Raw genomic sequence first — 16310 nt, 5'->3', positions numbered from 1 at the left:
CAAAGGCAACCCACGGGAAAGACCGTTTCAGCGGTCTTTCCCCGGCAGGGAGTATTCGGTACTCTTTGCCGGGGAAAGACACGACGGGCGCGGGGGCTTCTCCGCGCCGACGGAAGAGAGGAAGGCTATGGCTATCGAACTGACCCCGACCCCCGAAGCCGTGCTGGTGGAGGGCGCCGTCGGTTGCGGGAAGACCACGCGCCTGGTGGAACGGGCGGCGGCGCTGCTGGAAGGCGGCGCGGCCCCGAGCGATCTGCTGGTGTTGGCGGCCACGCCCGATGCGGCCCGCATGCTGGCGGCGCGTCTGGAGGCGGCCTGCGGCGCGGCCGTGGAAGCGACCTGCGTGCGCGAAGTGGCCCTGGGGCTGCTTGCCACCGAGGGAGGCCGCGCGTTCAGCGACCGGGCCGGGCGCCTCGTCACCCCGGTGGAGATGGGTTTCATCATGGAGGACATGAAGACCTGCGGCCTGAAGAACCGCCGCCTCAAGGAGATGCTGAAGTTCTTCTACCGCAGCTGGACCGAGCTGGTGGAGGACGCCGACGGCAACGCCGACTGGCTGCTGGCCGGCGAGGAGGCCGACGTGCACGGGCTGCTGAAGGGCATCCTCGATTTCACCGGCGGCATTCTGGAACCGGAGCTGTCCGCCCTGGCCGTGCGCTACCTGCTGGCCGACGGCGAGGCGCTGGCCGGCGCCCAGCGGGCCCACGTGCTCGTGGACGACTACCAGATGCTCTCCCGCGCCTCCCAACATGTGGCGAACCTGCTGGCCCGCGACTCCATCGCCGTGGCCGCCGATCCCGCGGCCGTGGTGGAGGTCTTCGATTCCTACCCCTATGGTGAGGGCGTGGGCGAGTTCACCCAGGCCAACGCCGATTGCGAGCGCATCGTGCTGACCGAGAGCCATGCCTGCGGGGCCGCCGCCCACGCGGCGAGCCGCCTGCGCGAGGACGCGGCCCCCGGTGCCCCGGAGATCACCGGGGTCGGCGACGCCCCGGCGACGGACTCCTTCACTGCCCGGGAGAGCGCCGACCCCGCCGCCGAGGTGGCCGCCGTGGCCGAGGCCGTGGAAGCGGCCCTGGGTGCGGGCTGCGCCCCCGAGGACGTGTACGTGCTCACCTTCCATCCCGCCTGGATGCGCCAGGTCCTGCGGGCCCTGGCCGCGCGGGACATTGCCGCCGCCGCGCCCGTGGAGGGACGGCTTTCCGTGGGCGACTACCGCGACCTTGACCGCTGCGCCCCGGCGCGGCTGCTGGCGGCCCTGGACCTGGCAGCCGACCCCGCCAACGCTCTGGCCTGGCGCTCCTGGTGCGGCTTCGGCGACTATCTGGCCAACAGCGCCGCCTTCGCCGATATGCGGGCCGGGGCCGCCGCCGAGGGCGCGGGCCTCGTGGCGCTGCTGGAGGAGGCGTCGGCCGCCGCGCCCGCCGAGGGCTTCCCGAACACGGGCATCGGCCGCATCGTGGACGCCTACCGCGCCGGGCGCGAGCTCGTCGCCTCGGTGCAGGGCCTGGAAGGTGACGGGCTGCTGGACGCCCTCGCGGCCGGCCTCGGCCTGGAAGGCGACGGGGCGGCGCGGGCGCGGGCCCTCGTCGGTGCCCTCACGGCCCCGGCCCCCGGCGAGGAGGGCGGCACCGATGCCGCGACCCTGAGCCGCCGGGCGCGGCGGGCCCTGGGCGGCGCGGCCTTCGGCGACACCGCGGGCCGGGTGCTCGTGGGCGCCCCCGAGCACCTCGTCGGCCGCTCGCCGGCCGTGCTCGTGCTGGCCGGCTTCGTGAACGGCTTCTTCCCCAGCCGCGACTACTTCGACGCCACGGTCATGACCCCGGACAAGCAGAAGCTCGCCCGGGCCACCGACATCCGCCGCCTCTACGCCGCCGCGGGCAAGCCCACCGAGCGCCTCGTCGCCAGCTGGTTCACCTCCATCGACCTGGTGGGGGCCGAACAGCTCAAGCTGGAGATCGGCCGCGTGCGCCTGCGCCGCGGCGAGCGCATCGCCACCACGAGCCCGAGCATCTACTTGAAGGAGATCGAGCCCACCGAAGACCAATCCGCGTAAGCGACGCGGCCGCCCCGCCTTCCCCCTCCCGCTGCGTCTTTCCCACGCGGCCTGGGGCGGCCGCCCTCGCCGTCACACGTCGGTCCCGGCACTCATTCGCCCGCCGGGACCGGCACCCGCACCATCCGGGACGCCCCCGCCGCGAAGTGAGACACCCTACCGGATAACGCGTCTCACTTCGCCGGATGCGGAGCCCACTTTTCCAAAGCCAGTGGGACACCTTACCCGGTAGGGTGTCCCATCCGCCAGAAAGCCCCCGCTGGGAGAGATTCGCGTTGCAAGGGATTTGGGGAACGCGAGCCTCTCCCACCGGGGGCTTTTGCGTGGTGCCGCGCTTGCGCTCCCATCTTCTCTCATATAAACTGATACTCAAAATTTTTAATTGCTACAAAAGGGTATCATATGGAAGAAAGTGATCTCATCAATCAGTTGAGAGACATCGTCGGAAACGAGGCCATCGCCCCTGACGTGGATTTTGACCATGCCGCCCTGCGCGACAAGCTACCTCTCGCCACGTGCGCGCTTTTCTCGTTCGATTCGGTTCTGCTCTTCGGAAATCGCACGCTGTTCGTCCGCCCTACCGCTTCCATCAAACCTGAGATCCTCCTCTCTCAGAGCGAGCTTATATCGTCGGCACTTCAGGCACCTGTGGTGTGCCATCTCGACACCATAACTCCCTACCTGAGAAAACGCCTCATTGCAGCTCGTGCGCCGTTCCTAACGCAGGCGGGAGAGTTCTACCTTCCCGGACTGCTTCGCACGATACCATCGCCCGCGACAAAGCCGCGCCCCCTCGACACTGAGCTGACCGCCATGGGGAAAACCGCGTTCCTGCACTTTCTCTACTACGGGGGAACCCCCTCGACCATCAAGGACGTGTGCGCTCGCACCGGCCTATCGCGAGGGGGAGCCCAGCGGGCCTGCGAGGAACTTCTCCGCCACGGGCTGCTGCAGCGAAGGACAGGAGGCCCCACCAACCGCACCGCCTACTACACCGTCGCCGACCCTGCCGCATACTTTGAAAAAGGCTGGCGGCTCTTTGGCCGAACTGTCAAGAAGACACTGTCTTTGCCCCGCGACGCCGTTCCAGAGGATGCGTTCCGAAGCGGCCTTTCCGCCCTCGCCGCTCGCACTCTTCTCATGGCACCGCAGACGTCTGTTTTTGCGATAGGCCCCAAACAAGCCGCGAATCTCACGCCCTTAGCCGTCGAAGAGGGCGATCCAGCAGTTATAATCCAAGTCCTTGCCTTTGATCCAGCTCCCTTCGCCCAAGACGAAGCCGTTGACCCCTTCACCATGCTGAAGACCATCGACCGCCGCGACGAACGCATTGACATGGCGGTAGACGAAATCAAGGAGGCCGAAGGATGGCCCATCTAGAAGACGCCATTCCCGGCTTGGCAGAGTTCACGCGCTGGTTCGCCGAAGATGCGACGCGCTACGTTGTTATCGGCGGTGTGGCGCGGGAGATGATCTACCGCGAAGCGGGGCTCTGGGAAGAATCGGGCACCAAGGACTTCGATATGGTGCTCATCGCGGAGGCGCTCGATGCCCCATTCGTCGCGAAATTCATCCAGTTCGTTCGGGAAGCCCACTACACCCACGTCACCAAGAGCGGGGATGCGCAGATGTTCCGCTTCTGCCGTCCGGCGAGTTCAGCTTACCCCCATCAGATAGAACTGCTCAGTCGCCGACCCGACTACCTGGAAGGCATCGAGGCCCGTATCGGAAAGGTTCCCGTAGAAAACGCCGCCTACAGTCTGTCCGCCATTTTGCTGGATGAGGCCTACTACGGGCTTCTCGCCTCGAAGGAGGCCGTCACGCACCGCTACGGCTTCCCCACCCTTTCCCACGAGTATTTGCCCCTCTTCAAAATGAAGGCGTATCTCAATCTTCGAGAAGCCCGAGCCAACGGAGAGCCCGTACGTTCGGGGGAAATCGGAAAGCACCGACGCGATATCTTCCGCCTGTGCTCGCTTTTGCCACCGACAATTCGTGTGGAGTTACCAGGGGCATTGCGAACGGATGTGAAGGAGTTCGTGGAGATCGTCGAATGTCCCCCGCATTTCATGAAGGACATCGGCCTGGCTGCCTATGCCCCAGAAGAAGTGAAGGAAATTATCATCCGCACATATCTGTAGGTGTCATCTCAATCTTCATCGGCTATTCCATGCATCCGTAAGAGGCAGAAAGCCCCCGGTGGGGGCGGTTCGCGTTTGCAAGGGGTTTGGGGATGCGAACCCGCCCTCATCGGGGGCTTTCGTTGTCTCAGGATGGCCCTGAGAAAAATCGAGCCTAGTACAGCATGAACACGCTGGCGCCCAGCTCGTAGAAGACGACGCGCATGCAGATGGCGCCGATGACGGCGGCGATCACGGCCACGGCCATCCACAGCTCGGCCCGGGAGGCCACGGCGGTGCCGTCGGCGGCCGGGGTGGCACCGGAGCGCTTCTCCAGCAGGGCCGCGATGAGGGGCACCACGGCGCCCACCAGGATGACGCCGATCCACATGAGCGGCGCCAGCTCACCGGTGAACACATTGCCCACGGCCGTCACGTCCACCAAAGGCGCGGTGGGCATGGTGGGGTCGGAATAGTAGCCCACCGTAGTGAACGAGCCCTCCAAAAACTGGAGCGTCACGGCATAGACGATGGTGGTCACCGCGTTCACGGCCGCGCCGATCAGGGCCACCGTGGCCGCCAGCCGCACCGGCTCCTTCACGATGGCGCACACGAGGGCCACCGTGGCCGGCCCCAGCACACAGGCGTTGCCGAGCACGTAGAAGATCCACAGCACCGAGTCCCACGCGGGACGGGCGCTCATCATGTAGGAGTGGGCCATCACCACCACGAGCACGGCCGCCAGCGCGATGGAGAGCACAGCCAGCCACGCCGGCACCTTCCCCTCGTCGCGGCGCAGGTACACCAGGTACACGATGGCCGCCACGGCCAGCACCACGATGGCGATGAGCTCCTGGGTGATGCCGCTGGTCAAATGTCCGAAGCCGTTGAAGATGCGTTCGAAGTGCTCCAGATGGAAGAACACCGCGATGCCGCCGGCCGCCAGCAGCACGGCCGCGGTGATCCAGCAGGACAGCTGGGCCTTGGGGGCCTCACCGCGCAGGGCCAGCACTGCCTGGGTGCCGAACACGCCGGCCGACCAGGCCACCAGGGTAGTGAACAGAATCAAAGGCCATTGCAGTTCCATAATCAAAATCCTCTCTCCTAGGTTCCCCCGGAAAATCGGCAGAAGAGCAGGGCGCCCTGGGAGGCAAGACGCCCTGCCGAAGCGATGCTACTCGCCGCCCTGCCAGGTCTCGCGGCGCAGGATGTACACGAAGCTGGGCTTGTTGCCCACGTCGGGCAGATGGTGGATCTCGGCATCGGTGTAGGGCTTCACCGGGTATTCCGGGCCCTCGCCGGTGCACTCGCCCAGGGTCACCCGAGCCGCCGCGCAGCCATCGTAGGACTTGTCGCCGCTTTTCACCGGCGCCCCCGGGGCCACGAAGCTCTCGAGCCCCTGCTCCAAATCGCCGAAGAACCGCGCCCGGCCGCCGCACTGGGCCACGCACTGGGGCAGCTCGTCCTGGGCGATCTTCTGCTCGCACAGGGTGCACTTCTCCACCACACGTTCGGTCTCGTTCAGGTAGCGCACACCGTAGGGGCAGCTCATGGCGCAGAACTGGCAGCCGATGCACTTCTCCTTGTCCACCTGCACCGTGCCGTCGGCCAGCTTATGGGAGGCGCCCGTGGGGCACACCTTCACGCATTCCGGATCTTCGCAGTGCTGGCACTGCATGGTGAGGAAGTACGTGTACACGTCGGGCCACTGGCCGCCTTCCTGGCGCGGGTTCGGGCCGATGCGCAGCACCTTGTTCCAGTAGGAGCCCACCGGCACGTCGTTGGTTACCTTGCACGAGATGGAACAGGCCAAACAGCCCACGCACTTGTTCACATCCGTGAGAATCGCGTACTGGGTCATTATGCCTCACCCCTTTCGGAAGCGTAGTCGGGCAGCCACTCCTTCAGGCGCGGGTCGTCGCAGGTATGGATGATCTCCGTGCCGTCGTCGCCGCAGGGCACGGGGTTGCCGAAGGGCGAGTTCTCGGGCGTGGCCTTGTACACCTTCACGCCGTAGGCGCGCAAGTTGGACGAGCCGCAGATGCGGTCCTGGGCATGGCGGTCGATGAGGCAGTTCACGCCGGACAGCATGAAGCCATGGTCGGGCTGCTTCAGCTCCGGGTACCACCACTGGTGCTCGGCGTTCACCACGCCGGGCTCGATGCCGTAGTACAGGTCCACCACTTCGCGGATCTTGTGCTGGTCGGTCTCGATCCACACCCAGTCGCCCTGGGTCACGCCGATGCGCTCGGCGTCCACCGGGTTCATCTCCAGGCGCGGCACGGGCCACAGCTCGCGGCACCAGGGCAGCTGCCGGTGCTCGGAATGGAAGTAGGTGCCCTGGCGGCGTCCCGTGGTCATGAGGAAGGAGTTCTCGTCGGCGAACAGGTCGGGGTCGGCCACCGGCCCGTGAGGCGCCTCCACGAACAGGGGAAACATCTCCTTGTCGGAGAACTGCTCGGTGTCGGAGTAGGGCAAATTCGGGCGCACGCCGTCATTGCCGGCGCCGTTCACAAGCCACGACTCCAAAAGCAGCGACCAGATCTCCTGCTTGTGGGTGGTGGTGTTCCAGCCCTGGTGCTGGGCCTCGGGGGGCAGCGGCGGGAAGTCGCCGTTCACGGCGTTGGTGCCCACCTGGTAGCGACGGTAGGTGCCCCAGGCCTCGGGCTTCTCGACCTTGGAATCGAACCAGCCGTTCTTCTGGAACTCCGCTTTGTAATCGTCCCAATCGGGAATGCGGAAGCCGGCCAGGCCCACCTCGTTGCAGTGCTTCACGGCCTCGTCGCCGGTGAACCACTTCGCGCCGTGCTTGGCCTCGTCGAAGTAGGGCACGCCGGCGGCCTGGTACAGGCCCACGACGATCTCCAAGTCGTTTTTGGCCTCGCCGGGCGGGTCGATGGCCTTCACCGTGGCGCCGAAGGCGCCGGAAGAGCCCTGGGACTTGCGGATGCAGTCCAGCTCCATCCAGTGGGCGGCGGGCATGGCGATGTCGGCGATCATGTCCACGCAGGGGGTGTGCCACAGATCGATGGAGCACCAGAAATCGAGCTTCTTCAGCTGCTCGGCGGCGTTGATGGAGTTCGACTGGTTCATGAAGTCGCCGGTCTGGCCGATGCCGCAGGTGACGTTGTAGGGGGTGCCGGTCTCGATGGCGTCGTAGATGCTCGTGGCGTCGGCCCAACCGGGGCCGCGATCCGACCCGATCATGGGAAACTCGATGGAGCCCAGGATCTTGCTGGAATCGTAGGGCGGGATTTCCGGGGAATCGGGATTGCACATGCCCAGGTCGAAGAAGGGCCAGCCGGGGGTGGAGCCGCGCATGCCGCCGGGAATATCCATGTTGCCGGTAATGCCGCACACGAGGTCGCAGGCGCGCTGGTTCTGCACGGAGTTGCAGGCATGCTCGGGGGCCAGCATGTACTGGATGCCGCCGTTGCCGTAGCCCGTGGAGGGGTCCACGCGCGTGGCATAGGTGATGGCCGCTTCCTTCAGCACCTCCGGGTCAACGCCGGTGATCTCGCTGGCCTTCTCCGGGGTGTAGTCGGCGAGGAAGTCGATGTAGTGCTCCCACACCGTGCGCACGTGCACCTTGGTGCCGTCCTTGAGCGTCACCTCGCGGCCGCCCTCTTCCGTGTGCAGCGCCGGCCAGAGACCGTCAGGGAAGGGCACGTAGTCCAGCACGAAGCCCTGGGTCTGACCCGTGGCGTCCAGGCCGGGCTGATTCGCCTCGCGACCTTCCGTGGCCGGCTTCCAGTCCTCCCCTTCCCAGCCGGGGTTGGCAGCCGTGGCGTCGTACCAGGACAGCTCGCCGTTCTTCTCGTTGATGACCATGAAGCGGCCGTCGGAGCCGCCCTCTTTCAGGTCGGATTCCTTCAGAATGCGCGTGACGATGTTCGCCGACTGCTGGGCGGAGCTCGTGGGCGTGGGCTTGAAGCTCTCCTCCTGCACCACCAGCATGGGAGCGTTCATCCACTTGCGCACGTACAGATCGTCGTACAGCTCGTTCTCGATGATGACCTGGGCCCAGCAGTTGGCCACGGCGCCGTCGGTGCCGGGTCGCAGGTTCACCCAGATGTCCGCCTCCTTGCCGAGGTTCGTCTGGCGCGGGTCCACGATGATGTGCTTGTCGGCGCGGGTGGCCACGTCCACCGTGGTACGGCAGCTGTCGTCGTAGTTGGAGAGCTCGGAAGCGCCGCCCCACTGCACGAACACGCGCGGGCGGCCCACCACTTCCATCCAGCTGTAGGCGTTGGAGGCGTCGATGGCCGTGGCGTAGAAGCGCGGCCCCTTGCAAATCTCGTTGGCCTGAATGCCGTTGGGGCTGCCGAACAGCTGCTTGAAGGCGCCGTAGGGGGCCATGGACCAAATACGCGACGTGCCGCCCATAAAGATGCAGGTTTCCTTGCCGTACTTGTCCTGGTTGGCATGGATGGCGTCCACCGTGGTCTTGTAGGCCTCGTCCCAGCTGATGCGCTGCCACTGGGGGTCTTCGCCCTTCGGGGTGGTGCGCTTCAGCGGATAGCGGAGCCGGTCGGGGTGGTAGGCCGCCTGCAGTGACGCCTGGCCCTTGGCGCAGTGGTTGCCCGCCGACTGGAAGGCGCTCTCGTCGCCCTCGCTCTTGATGACGCGACCGTCCTGCACCGTCACCCACACACCGCATTCCATCTTGCCGCAGCCGCGGCAGGCGGAACGGATGCGCTTGACCTCGTTGCCCTTCTCGGGGCCGGCGTCGGTCTCGGCGAGGGCCGTGCCGGTCGCGCCGGCGCCCAGGCCCGCGGCCGCCGCCGTGGCCGCCGCCACTTTCGCGAAGGTGCGGCGCGTCATGGTCAATGAAGCCATGGTTCTCCTCCTCTCGAATGAGTCTGACCCTTCATCAGACACTGCACGACCCTACCGCGCCCGCCCCGGCCGCACCATCGGGCTGGGAGCGCGTTTTTGGCGAAAATACAACAAATGAGAAAATCATGCTGGTAGCACGATAGGTTTGACCTGGGATTTCTTCGCTTCCTTATTGACAGCGGGTCATTTTCTCCGCAGACGCGCCGGAGCGTTTACAATAGATGGGAGGTTAGGGGGAAATCCATGGGAACGCGTTTCACTGCTTCGTCGCCCGTCATCATCGCGCTTCTGGGATGCGCACTCGCGCTCAATGGCACCTGGGTCATGGGGGCGTTCCAAAGCGTGGGCATCTTCGCCTTCGCGGATCACGGCGAGTCTGTCTTAGACGCGGTGTACCTGGTTTCCATCACGGTGCTTTCCCTCACGCTGTTGCTCGTCGGCTACTTCGAGCACGGCGCAGGACGCCTGCTCGCCCGCAGGGGCACTTTCTGGGTCTCGGCGGCGTGCACCGTGCTCGCGACGTTGGCCATGCCCCTCGGCGGTCTTCCATCCCCGGAGGGCTCGCTCTTCGTTGCCGGCACCGGGGTGCTGTCGGGGGTGGCCTCGGCGCTTTTCCTCATGTACTTCGGCATGGCGCTCTCCCGCGTATCGCTGCGCGAGGCCACAGCGGCCGTCGCCATCGGGCAGATCGCCTCGCCGCTTCTGTTCAGCTTCTCGCTCGTGCTCTCGCCTCCGCCGGCCTTGGCCTTCACCGCCCTGTTGCCCGTCGGCGCGGCTGTTGCCCTGTGGGCTGCCATCCGCCGTATCCGCGAGGCGGCGCAGATCAGCGTCATCGAGCTGGCCGACCAGCACCCCCTCACCGACGCCGACGAGCATCGCCAGGTCTCGCGCCTCGTCTTCCGCATCGTGCTCTGCGTGGCCCTCGTCGGCTTCGCCCACGAGCTCATGCGCACCCTCTACATACAAATGGACATCGCGAGCGCCGGAGGGGCTGCCTACGCCCTCGTGCAGGCGCTGGCTGGGGCGGCGGTGGTCATCGGCGCTATCCTCATCGCCCTGGCCATGATGAGCGTGAAGACCCTCTCCATGCCGCGGCTGTGCTACGGCGGCATCACGCTGTTTCTCATGGTGGGCGTCTTGCTGGGGCCGGCGCCGCTTCTTTGGGCGTCCCTGACGAGCATCGTCCCCTATGCCGTGAACCAGGCGGCCAACTCGTGCTTCGGCCTGTTCATGTGGATCATGACCGCTGCCCTCTGCCAGCGTTTCTCCGCCACTCGGGTGCGTACCTTCGCGCTCATCCGCGCCGGCTGGGCCCTAGGTCCCCTGGCGGGGCTTCTGCTCGGCCGCTTCGCCCTACTGGTGGGCGGCCTTACGCCTGCGACCGTATACGCCTGCATGCTCGTGGCGGTGCTGGCGGTGTTCGTGGCCATGGGGGCCGTGTTCAACGAGCGCGTACTCATGGAGACCATGGACATCCTGCCCCTGGAGCGCCGCGAACGCTTCCAGGACAAGTGCCGCCTCATCATCGAGCGCTACGGCCTGTCGGAACGCGAGGGCGAGATCATGATCATGTTCGCGAAGGGCCGCAACCTCGCCTACATCCAAGACGAGTTGTTCATCTCAAAGAGCACCGTGAGCACCCACCGCCAGCACATCTACAAGAAGCTCGGCATCCACTCCCAGCAAGAACTGCTGGATTTGGTGCAGGCCGCTAACCCTTACGGGGAGTAGGAGCCGCAGTGGCCGCCAGCCGAATTCCCCGGCCAGTCGGGACGACGCAAACCGCCTCTACCGCTCGTACACGTTCGGCACGTTCAGCAGGGCGCTCATGGCGTTCACGATGGACTTGGGGTCGTTCACCTTGCGGGCGCGGGGCTTCATGGGGATGCGCTCGGAGCGGCCGCGCTTGGTGACGTCGGCGGCGAACACGTCGGTGGACAGGGTCAGCGCGCCCGTGGGGCAGATGTCCTCGCAGCAGCGGCACTGCACGCAGCGGCCCGTGTAGTGGTCGATGCCGAAGGGCTTGCCGGTCTCCGCGGCCGTAGCGGCGTCGCCGAACTTGTGGATGGCCTCCGTGGGGCAGAACGTGGCGCACATCTGGCAGGACGTGCACTTCTCGGGATCGATGATGACGTGGCCGAACAGCCGCGTGTCGATCATGACGTCGTCCGGCTCGCCCATGTTGCTGAGGGCCAACAGCAGCCGGCCGCGACGCTCGGGCAGGAAGTGGGGCAGCGTGCCGTCCTCGCCCACTTTCGCGAACTTCGGCTCTTCCTCTTCCTCGGCGCCCAGCTTCTCGCGCACCACGTGCTCGGCGGTGATGGCTGCGGCGGCCCGGGCCTCGTCGCGCATCGACGAGAAGAAGCCGCGGCGCCCCGTGTCGAAATCGGCCGGCGCGGTAAGGCGCACGGAACGGGGCAGCTTGGTGGTAAGCTTCACCGTGACGTCGCTGCCCCAGGTCTCCAGCAGCAGGGCGGCCGTGTCGCGCACGAGCCGGGCCGTGCGGTCGACAGCGGCGTCCACCTCGGCGGCCTCGTCGGCGGCTTCCGTGGCCAGCGAATCGGCGGCCGCGGGGTCGGCATCGGCCGCGGCGGCCCCTTCTCCGTCGGTTGCGGCCCGCGGCCCCGCCACGAGGACCACGGAGCTCGCGCCCCCGGCGGCCAGCACGGCGATGAGGCTCTCGTCCACCCGGGCGAGGCTCTTCACCGCCACCACTTTCGCCGGGTCGTACTTGCCCTCGGCGGCCGCCTGCATGGCCTCGTCCATGACCACGGCCACCCCGTCGTTGGCCTGCATGGCCGCCACAGCCGCCTTCAGCAAGCCCTTGTCGTCGGGCTTCTTCGATTCCAGCGCCGCCGTCGGGCACACGGTAGCGCAGGTGCCGCAACCGATGCAGCGTTCGGGGGCCACGGCCAAGTCGTTGCCTTCCACGAGAATGGCACCCGTCGGACACGCCTCGGCGCAGCGACGGCAGGAAGCGTTGCGATTGCGCACCACCACGCACCGGCTCGGCTGCACCGCCAGCGACTGGCTCTCAAGCTTCTCGAAAAGTCCCAGAATGTTGTCCATGGATATCCTCTCCCACTAACCGCTGCATGGCGCAACAAAATACGGCCGGCTTTGCACAGCCGATCCGCCTGGCGCCTCGATATCCATGTTAAAGATCAAAGAGGGCCGAATCGTTGCGGTCATGGTGGTTCCTTCCACAAATCATCGTCCCCAAACCCACTGCTCAGTATGGCGAAAACGCCCCGCTCTGTCAACGAAAAAGAAGGGGGAGAAATCCTACCGCCAGCACCCGCCCGCGACTACGCGAATCGAGGGAGGCCAATCGAGAAAGCGCGTCACGGCACTGCTCGGCGGTGGGCTCCGGCGGGATGACGAGCACCCGCACGGTCGGGTCGATCCGCCGTGCCACCTCACTCACCAACGTGGTCTTCCCGGCACCGTTGGGGCCGGTCAGGGCGATGTGATCGGCGTTCCCGACAGAAAACGGGGGCACGAGAAGCCGACGTTCCCCAAGGGCCAGCGTCAGCTCCGGCTGCCGGTGGAGAACCTTGCGCGCGCTCGGCTCGGCGCGCATCCATAAGTCACCGTCGTAGCGCTTCTCCACCTTAACCGACGCCAGCGTCTCCTCAGCGCGAGACAGGCGGCCCTCCATACGGGAGCTCAGCTTGCCGGCCACGCCGTCCTTTCCCGTGTAGACGGCCAGCTTGACGCGCGCCTTCCCGCTATGGTCCTTCGGGTCGAGGTTGCGGCAGCTGCGCATGCCGGCCGCCCGCGAGGCCTCCTCCCGACGGCGCTGGGCCTCCCCCGCGAGGCGCTTTCTCTCGCGCTTCGCCTGATCGCGCCGGCGGACGGCCGTTTCCCGCTCGAGCTGCTCCTGCCCGCGCCCCTGGCTGTAGCCGCCGGGCCGCGCCGTCACCTGACCGGCCGCCATGAACAAGCACTGGGAGCACAGCGCATCCAGCAGGGCGCGGTCATGGGAGATCAGCAGGCCCACGCCCTTGAAGCGCGCAAGAGCCGCCGTGACGGCCTCGCGGGTGGGGACATCGACGTGATTGGTGGGCTCGTCCATAACAAGCAGATCGGGACGCTGCCAGAGCGCGCAAGCTACCTGCAGCCGCTTTTGCTGGCCACAGGACAAGGTGTCGTGGCGCCACGGCCAGTCGTCTTCCACGTCTAAATCACGGCGAAGGGCCACGGCGTCGCGGTCGTAGGCAGCGCACTTTCCATCTCCCGACAGATCCGAGCCGACCCCGAGCCTGCAATTCCCTCATTCAGACAAGAAAGCTCGCGCACGAAGACAAGATTTTCGAGTTGTTAGGCATGCGCCTGCAAAACACCGTCAGGATTCATCATGCCGTAAAATCACTTCGTCGTAAAACACCAGTTCGCAATTATTCTAACCAAACACTAAACTTCCTGTCGCGCTCTGCATCTCTCTTCTCGTGTCTAACAACTCAAAAATCTGTACCGCAACCGACGGAAATCTTTTCCGGCGGCCTTGACGGCTGTGTATAGGTGTGTATATACTGTGCATGTAGGGTATATACACTATTCACGCCCTTGCCGCGCCCGGGACGCTGGGGCGGCAAGGGCCGAAACTAGGACGGCACATCGCCGCACCTTGGGCGCTCGTCGCGAAGACGAGCGCTGCCGGAGCTCGCGATACGCCGTCTGCGAAAGAGGCACCTTGGACATCATCATTTCAAACGGAAGCAGCGAGCCCATCTACGAGCAGATCACGCGTCAGATCAAGGCGGCCATCATGGCCGGAGAGCTGGCCGAGGGCGATCCCCTTCCTTCCATCCGCGCCCTGGCGAACGATTTGCGCATCAGCGTCATCACCACCAAGCGGGCCTACGCGGAACTGGAAGAAGCCGGCTTCATCGACACCGTGCAGGGCAAGGGTTCCTTCGTCGCCGGAGGCAACCTGGAGCTTCTGCGCGAGGAGCGGCTGCGCCAGGTGGAGGGACACCTCGCCCGCGCCGTGGCCGAAGCGGAAAACGCCGGCATAGAAGCCGCCGATCTGCACGCCATGCTGGATGTGCTGCTGGAAGAAAACTGAACGAGGAGCGGACATGACTTACCTCATGGAAATAGACAACCTGGGCAAGCGCTACGATGACTTCGAGCTTTCCGGCGTGAGCCTGGCCGTGGAACCGGGCTGCGTCGTCGGCTTCATCGGATCGAACGGCGCTGGCAAGACCACCACCATCAAGGCGGCCTTGGGGATCATCGCCGCCGACGAGGGTGCCGTGCGCCTGTTCGGCCAGCCCATCGCCTGCGGCAGCCCCGAGCTGGACACCATCAAATCGCGCATCGGCGTCGTGCTGGACACCTGCGCCTTCCCCGACACCTGCCGCGTGGGCGATGTGGGCGCTATCGGGCGGGCAGCCTACCGCGAATGGGACGCCGTCCAGTTCGCCGCGCTGTGCGACCGCTTCAACCTGGCCCCGAAAAAGAAGGTGGGCGAGCTCTCGCGCGGCATGGGCATGAAACTGACGCTGGCCTTCGCGCTCTCGCACAACCCGGAGCTGCTCGTGCTGGACGAGGCCACAGCCGGACTCGACCCCATCGCCCGCGACGAGGTGCTCGACCTTCTGCGCGACTTCATGGCCGAGGGCGATCGCGGCATCCTCATGTCCACCCATATCACCTCCGACTTGGAAAAGATCGCCGACGAGGTCGTCTGCGTGGACGCCGGCCGCATCGTGTTTACGGCCCCCAAGGATGCCATCACCGACGAGGCCGGCGTGGCCCGCTGCCGCGCCGCCGACGTGACTGCCATCTTGGATGCCGGCTTCTTCGCCCCCGGCGAGGCCCGCATCCTGCGCCACGACTACGGCTGCGACGTGCTCGCCCCCGACCGCTTCGCCTTCGCCCGCGCCTTCCCCGATATCCCCGTGGACAAGGCCACCATTGAAGACTACATGACCCTCATTCTGAAAGGGGAATCCCGATGAAAGCCATGATCGTTTCCGACTTTGCCGTCCTGCGGAGCGCCCTTCTGCAACTACTGGGTATCTGCGCCATCATCGCCCTGTTCATGGGATATGTCATGGGCGCAGTGGGCACCGCGGCTGCCATTGCCGCCATGGTTCCCTTCATGGGTCTGTTCAGCCTCGCTGCCTACGACGAGCAGAACAACTGGGAGCGCTTTCGTCTCACGTTGCCCCTCACTCGCCGTCAGGTAGTGTTCGGACGCTATGCCTCCATCGCCCTCCTTACAGTAGGATCCTTGGCCCTGGCCCTCGCGCTGGGCCTGGGAATTGCGGCCCTGGCGGGACTCCTGCCGGCGCAGTGGCTACCCGAGAGCCTCTCGCCGGCCGAAAACACTCCCGAAATGATCGTGGGATCCACGATAGGCGGTGTGTCCGTCGTCGCCATTGCCATGGCAGTAGCAATGCCCGTCATCACGCGCTTTGGGATGACGAAGGCCGCCCGCATCGTTCCGGTGATCGTGGTTCTCGTCGTCGCCTTCGCCGTCGCTTTCTTCGGCAGCGGCATCCAGCCCACCGGCGTGCTCGCCGACCTTGTGCAGTGGCTCGACACCGGCAGCAACTACCTCTTCCTCGCCGCCGCCCTAGTGGCCGTCGTCGCCCTCATCTACGTGGCCAGCGCCTTCGTCGCCGCCAAGCTCTACGAGAAGCGCGAGTTCTAACCCCTAAACCTCTTGGAAACCTTGTGAAGGCCTTGCTTTGGTCTGATTTCGGACTATACTAGCGAACTCGTTAGTCCGAAATCAGACCAATCGCATTTTGAGGTACAGAAAGCCCATGAACGCCGACAAGATCGCGCTCAACGAAAACACCGCGCTCGACGAGAAAAGCCAAATCGTGGAGACAATCCGCGCCATCGATGATTTCTATCGCCAGGCTGATGAGCTGTATCGCCAAACCGCGTGGCGCATGGGACTCCCTGATTGCGCTTTCGATATCGTGTACGCGCTCGTCAACGAAGATGGCCTCACGCAGAAGCAGCTGTGCGAGCTCGGATTCTCTTCGAAGCAAACGGTGCACTCGTCTATCAAGCGCATGATCGACAAAGGCGTAGTCGAGCTGCGAGGAGACACGCCCCGCACTCAACGCGTTTATCCGACTGGTTACGGGAGAAAGCAGTACGAAGCCCACATCAAAGCCGTACTGGCCGCCGAGCATGAAGCCGTCGCAATCTTCACCGATGAAGAGCAGCGCCAACTTACCAGCGCCATGAGGCGCTACATCAACGCGCTGAACGAAAACCTCTCGGCTCTCACCTTCCACTAGAGACGCCCGCTTTCCTTGCTCGTT

The 16310-nt window shown here is 65.5% G+C and carries 13 protein-coding genes; 8 read left to right on the top strand and 5 right to left on the bottom strand.

Annotated elements, in window-relative coordinates; translation table 11 throughout:
- Positions 1 to 127: 127 nt before the first annotated feature.
- From GO707_RS05130 to GO707_RS05120, 3 genes are all read left to right on the top strand, one after another.
- On the top strand, positions 128 to 2056 hold the full coding sequence (locus GO707_RS05130) for a UvrD-helicase domain-containing protein (protein ID WP_114539489.1): 1929 nt from the start codon (positions 128 to 130) through the stop codon (positions 2054 to 2056).
- A gap of 402 nt (positions 2057 to 2458) precedes the next feature.
- Positions 2459 to 3436, top strand: coding sequence for a MarR family transcriptional regulator (locus tag GO707_RS05125; protein WP_114539490.1), 978 nt, complete (start codon positions 2459 to 2461; stop codon positions 3434 to 3436).
- Complete coding sequence (locus tag GO707_RS05120) at positions 3424 to 4197, top strand: hypothetical protein (RefSeq protein WP_114539491.1); 774 nt, start codon at positions 3424 to 3426, stop codon at positions 4195 to 4197. Before GO707_RS05125 ends, GO707_RS05120 begins: the two co-directional genes overlap by 13 nt.
- A 154-nt stretch (positions 4198 to 4351) precedes the next feature.
- Here GO707_RS05120 and GO707_RS05115 read toward each other — a convergent pair whose 3' ends face one another.
- From GO707_RS05115 to GO707_RS05105, 3 genes are all read right to left on the bottom strand, one after another.
- Complete coding sequence (locus GO707_RS05115; RefSeq protein WP_114539492.1) at positions 4352 to 5263, bottom strand: dimethyl sulfoxide reductase anchor subunit family protein; 912 nt, start codon at positions 5261 to 5263, stop codon at positions 4352 to 4354.
- An 87-nt stretch (positions 5264 to 5350) separates the two neighbouring features.
- On the bottom strand, positions 5351 to 6037 hold the full coding sequence (locus GO707_RS05110; RefSeq protein WP_114539493.1) for a 4Fe-4S dicluster domain-containing protein: 687 nt from the start codon (positions 6035 to 6037) through the stop codon (positions 5351 to 5353).
- Entirely contained in the window at positions 6037 to 9015 is a 2979-nt protein-coding gene (locus GO707_RS05105; RefSeq protein ID WP_114539494.1) for a molybdopterin-containing oxidoreductase family protein, read from the bottom strand. The genes GO707_RS05110 and GO707_RS05105 overlap by 1 nt, the downstream gene beginning before the upstream one ends.
- A gap of 243 nt (positions 9016 to 9258) precedes the next feature.
- Here GO707_RS05105 and GO707_RS05100 point away from each other — a divergent pair, with 243 nt between their 5' ends.
- Complete coding sequence (locus GO707_RS05100; RefSeq protein ID WP_114548854.1) at positions 9259 to 10746, top strand: helix-turn-helix transcriptional regulator; 1488 nt, start codon at positions 9259 to 9261, stop codon at positions 10744 to 10746.
- A gap of 57 nt (positions 10747 to 10803) precedes the next feature.
- Here GO707_RS05100 and GO707_RS05095 read toward each other — a convergent pair whose 3' ends face one another.
- Together GO707_RS05095 and GO707_RS05090 are read right to left on the bottom strand one after the other, a co-directional pair.
- Entirely contained in the window at positions 10804 to 12084 is a 1281-nt protein-coding gene (locus GO707_RS05095) for a 4Fe-4S binding protein (RefSeq protein WP_114539496.1), read from the bottom strand.
- 190 nt (positions 12085 to 12274) lie between these two features.
- Positions 12275 to 13219, bottom strand: coding sequence for an ATP-binding cassette domain-containing protein (locus GO707_RS05090; protein ID WP_227070429.1), 945 nt, complete (start codon positions 13217 to 13219; stop codon positions 12275 to 12277).
- 492 nt (positions 13220 to 13711) lie between these two features.
- On the opposite strand from GO707_RS05090, the gene GO707_RS05085 reads away from it, so the two are divergent.
- From GO707_RS05085 to GO707_RS05070, 4 genes are all read left to right on the top strand, one after another.
- A complete protein-coding gene (locus tag GO707_RS05085; RefSeq protein WP_114539498.1) occupies positions 13712 to 14086 on the top strand; it encodes a GntR family transcriptional regulator in 375 nt (124 codons plus the stop codon).
- 13 nt (positions 14087 to 14099) lie between these two features.
- Positions 14100 to 14984: an ABC transporter ATP-binding protein gene (locus GO707_RS05080; protein WP_157012421.1), complete on the top strand. Its 885-nt coding sequence runs from the start codon at positions 14100 to 14102 to the stop codon at positions 14982 to 14984.
- Complete coding sequence (locus GO707_RS05075) at positions 14981 to 15682, top strand: ABC-2 transporter permease (protein ID WP_114539500.1); 702 nt, start codon at positions 14981 to 14983, stop codon at positions 15680 to 15682. The genes GO707_RS05080 and GO707_RS05075 overlap by 4 nt, the downstream gene beginning before the upstream one ends.
- Positions 15683 to 15797: 115 nt before the next feature.
- Positions 15798 to 16286, top strand: coding sequence for a MarR family winged helix-turn-helix transcriptional regulator (locus tag GO707_RS05070; protein WP_157012420.1), 489 nt, complete (start codon positions 15798 to 15800; stop codon positions 16284 to 16286).
- Positions 16287 to 16310 lie beyond the last annotated feature (24 nt).

The sequence above is a fragment of the Adlercreutzia rubneri genome (genome assembly GCF_009755265.1).
GTDB classification, from domain to species: domain Bacteria; phylum Actinomycetota; class Coriobacteriia; order Coriobacteriales; family Eggerthellaceae; genus Adlercreutzia; species Adlercreutzia rubneri.
This window is presented reverse-complemented; position numbering and strand designations above follow the sequence as displayed.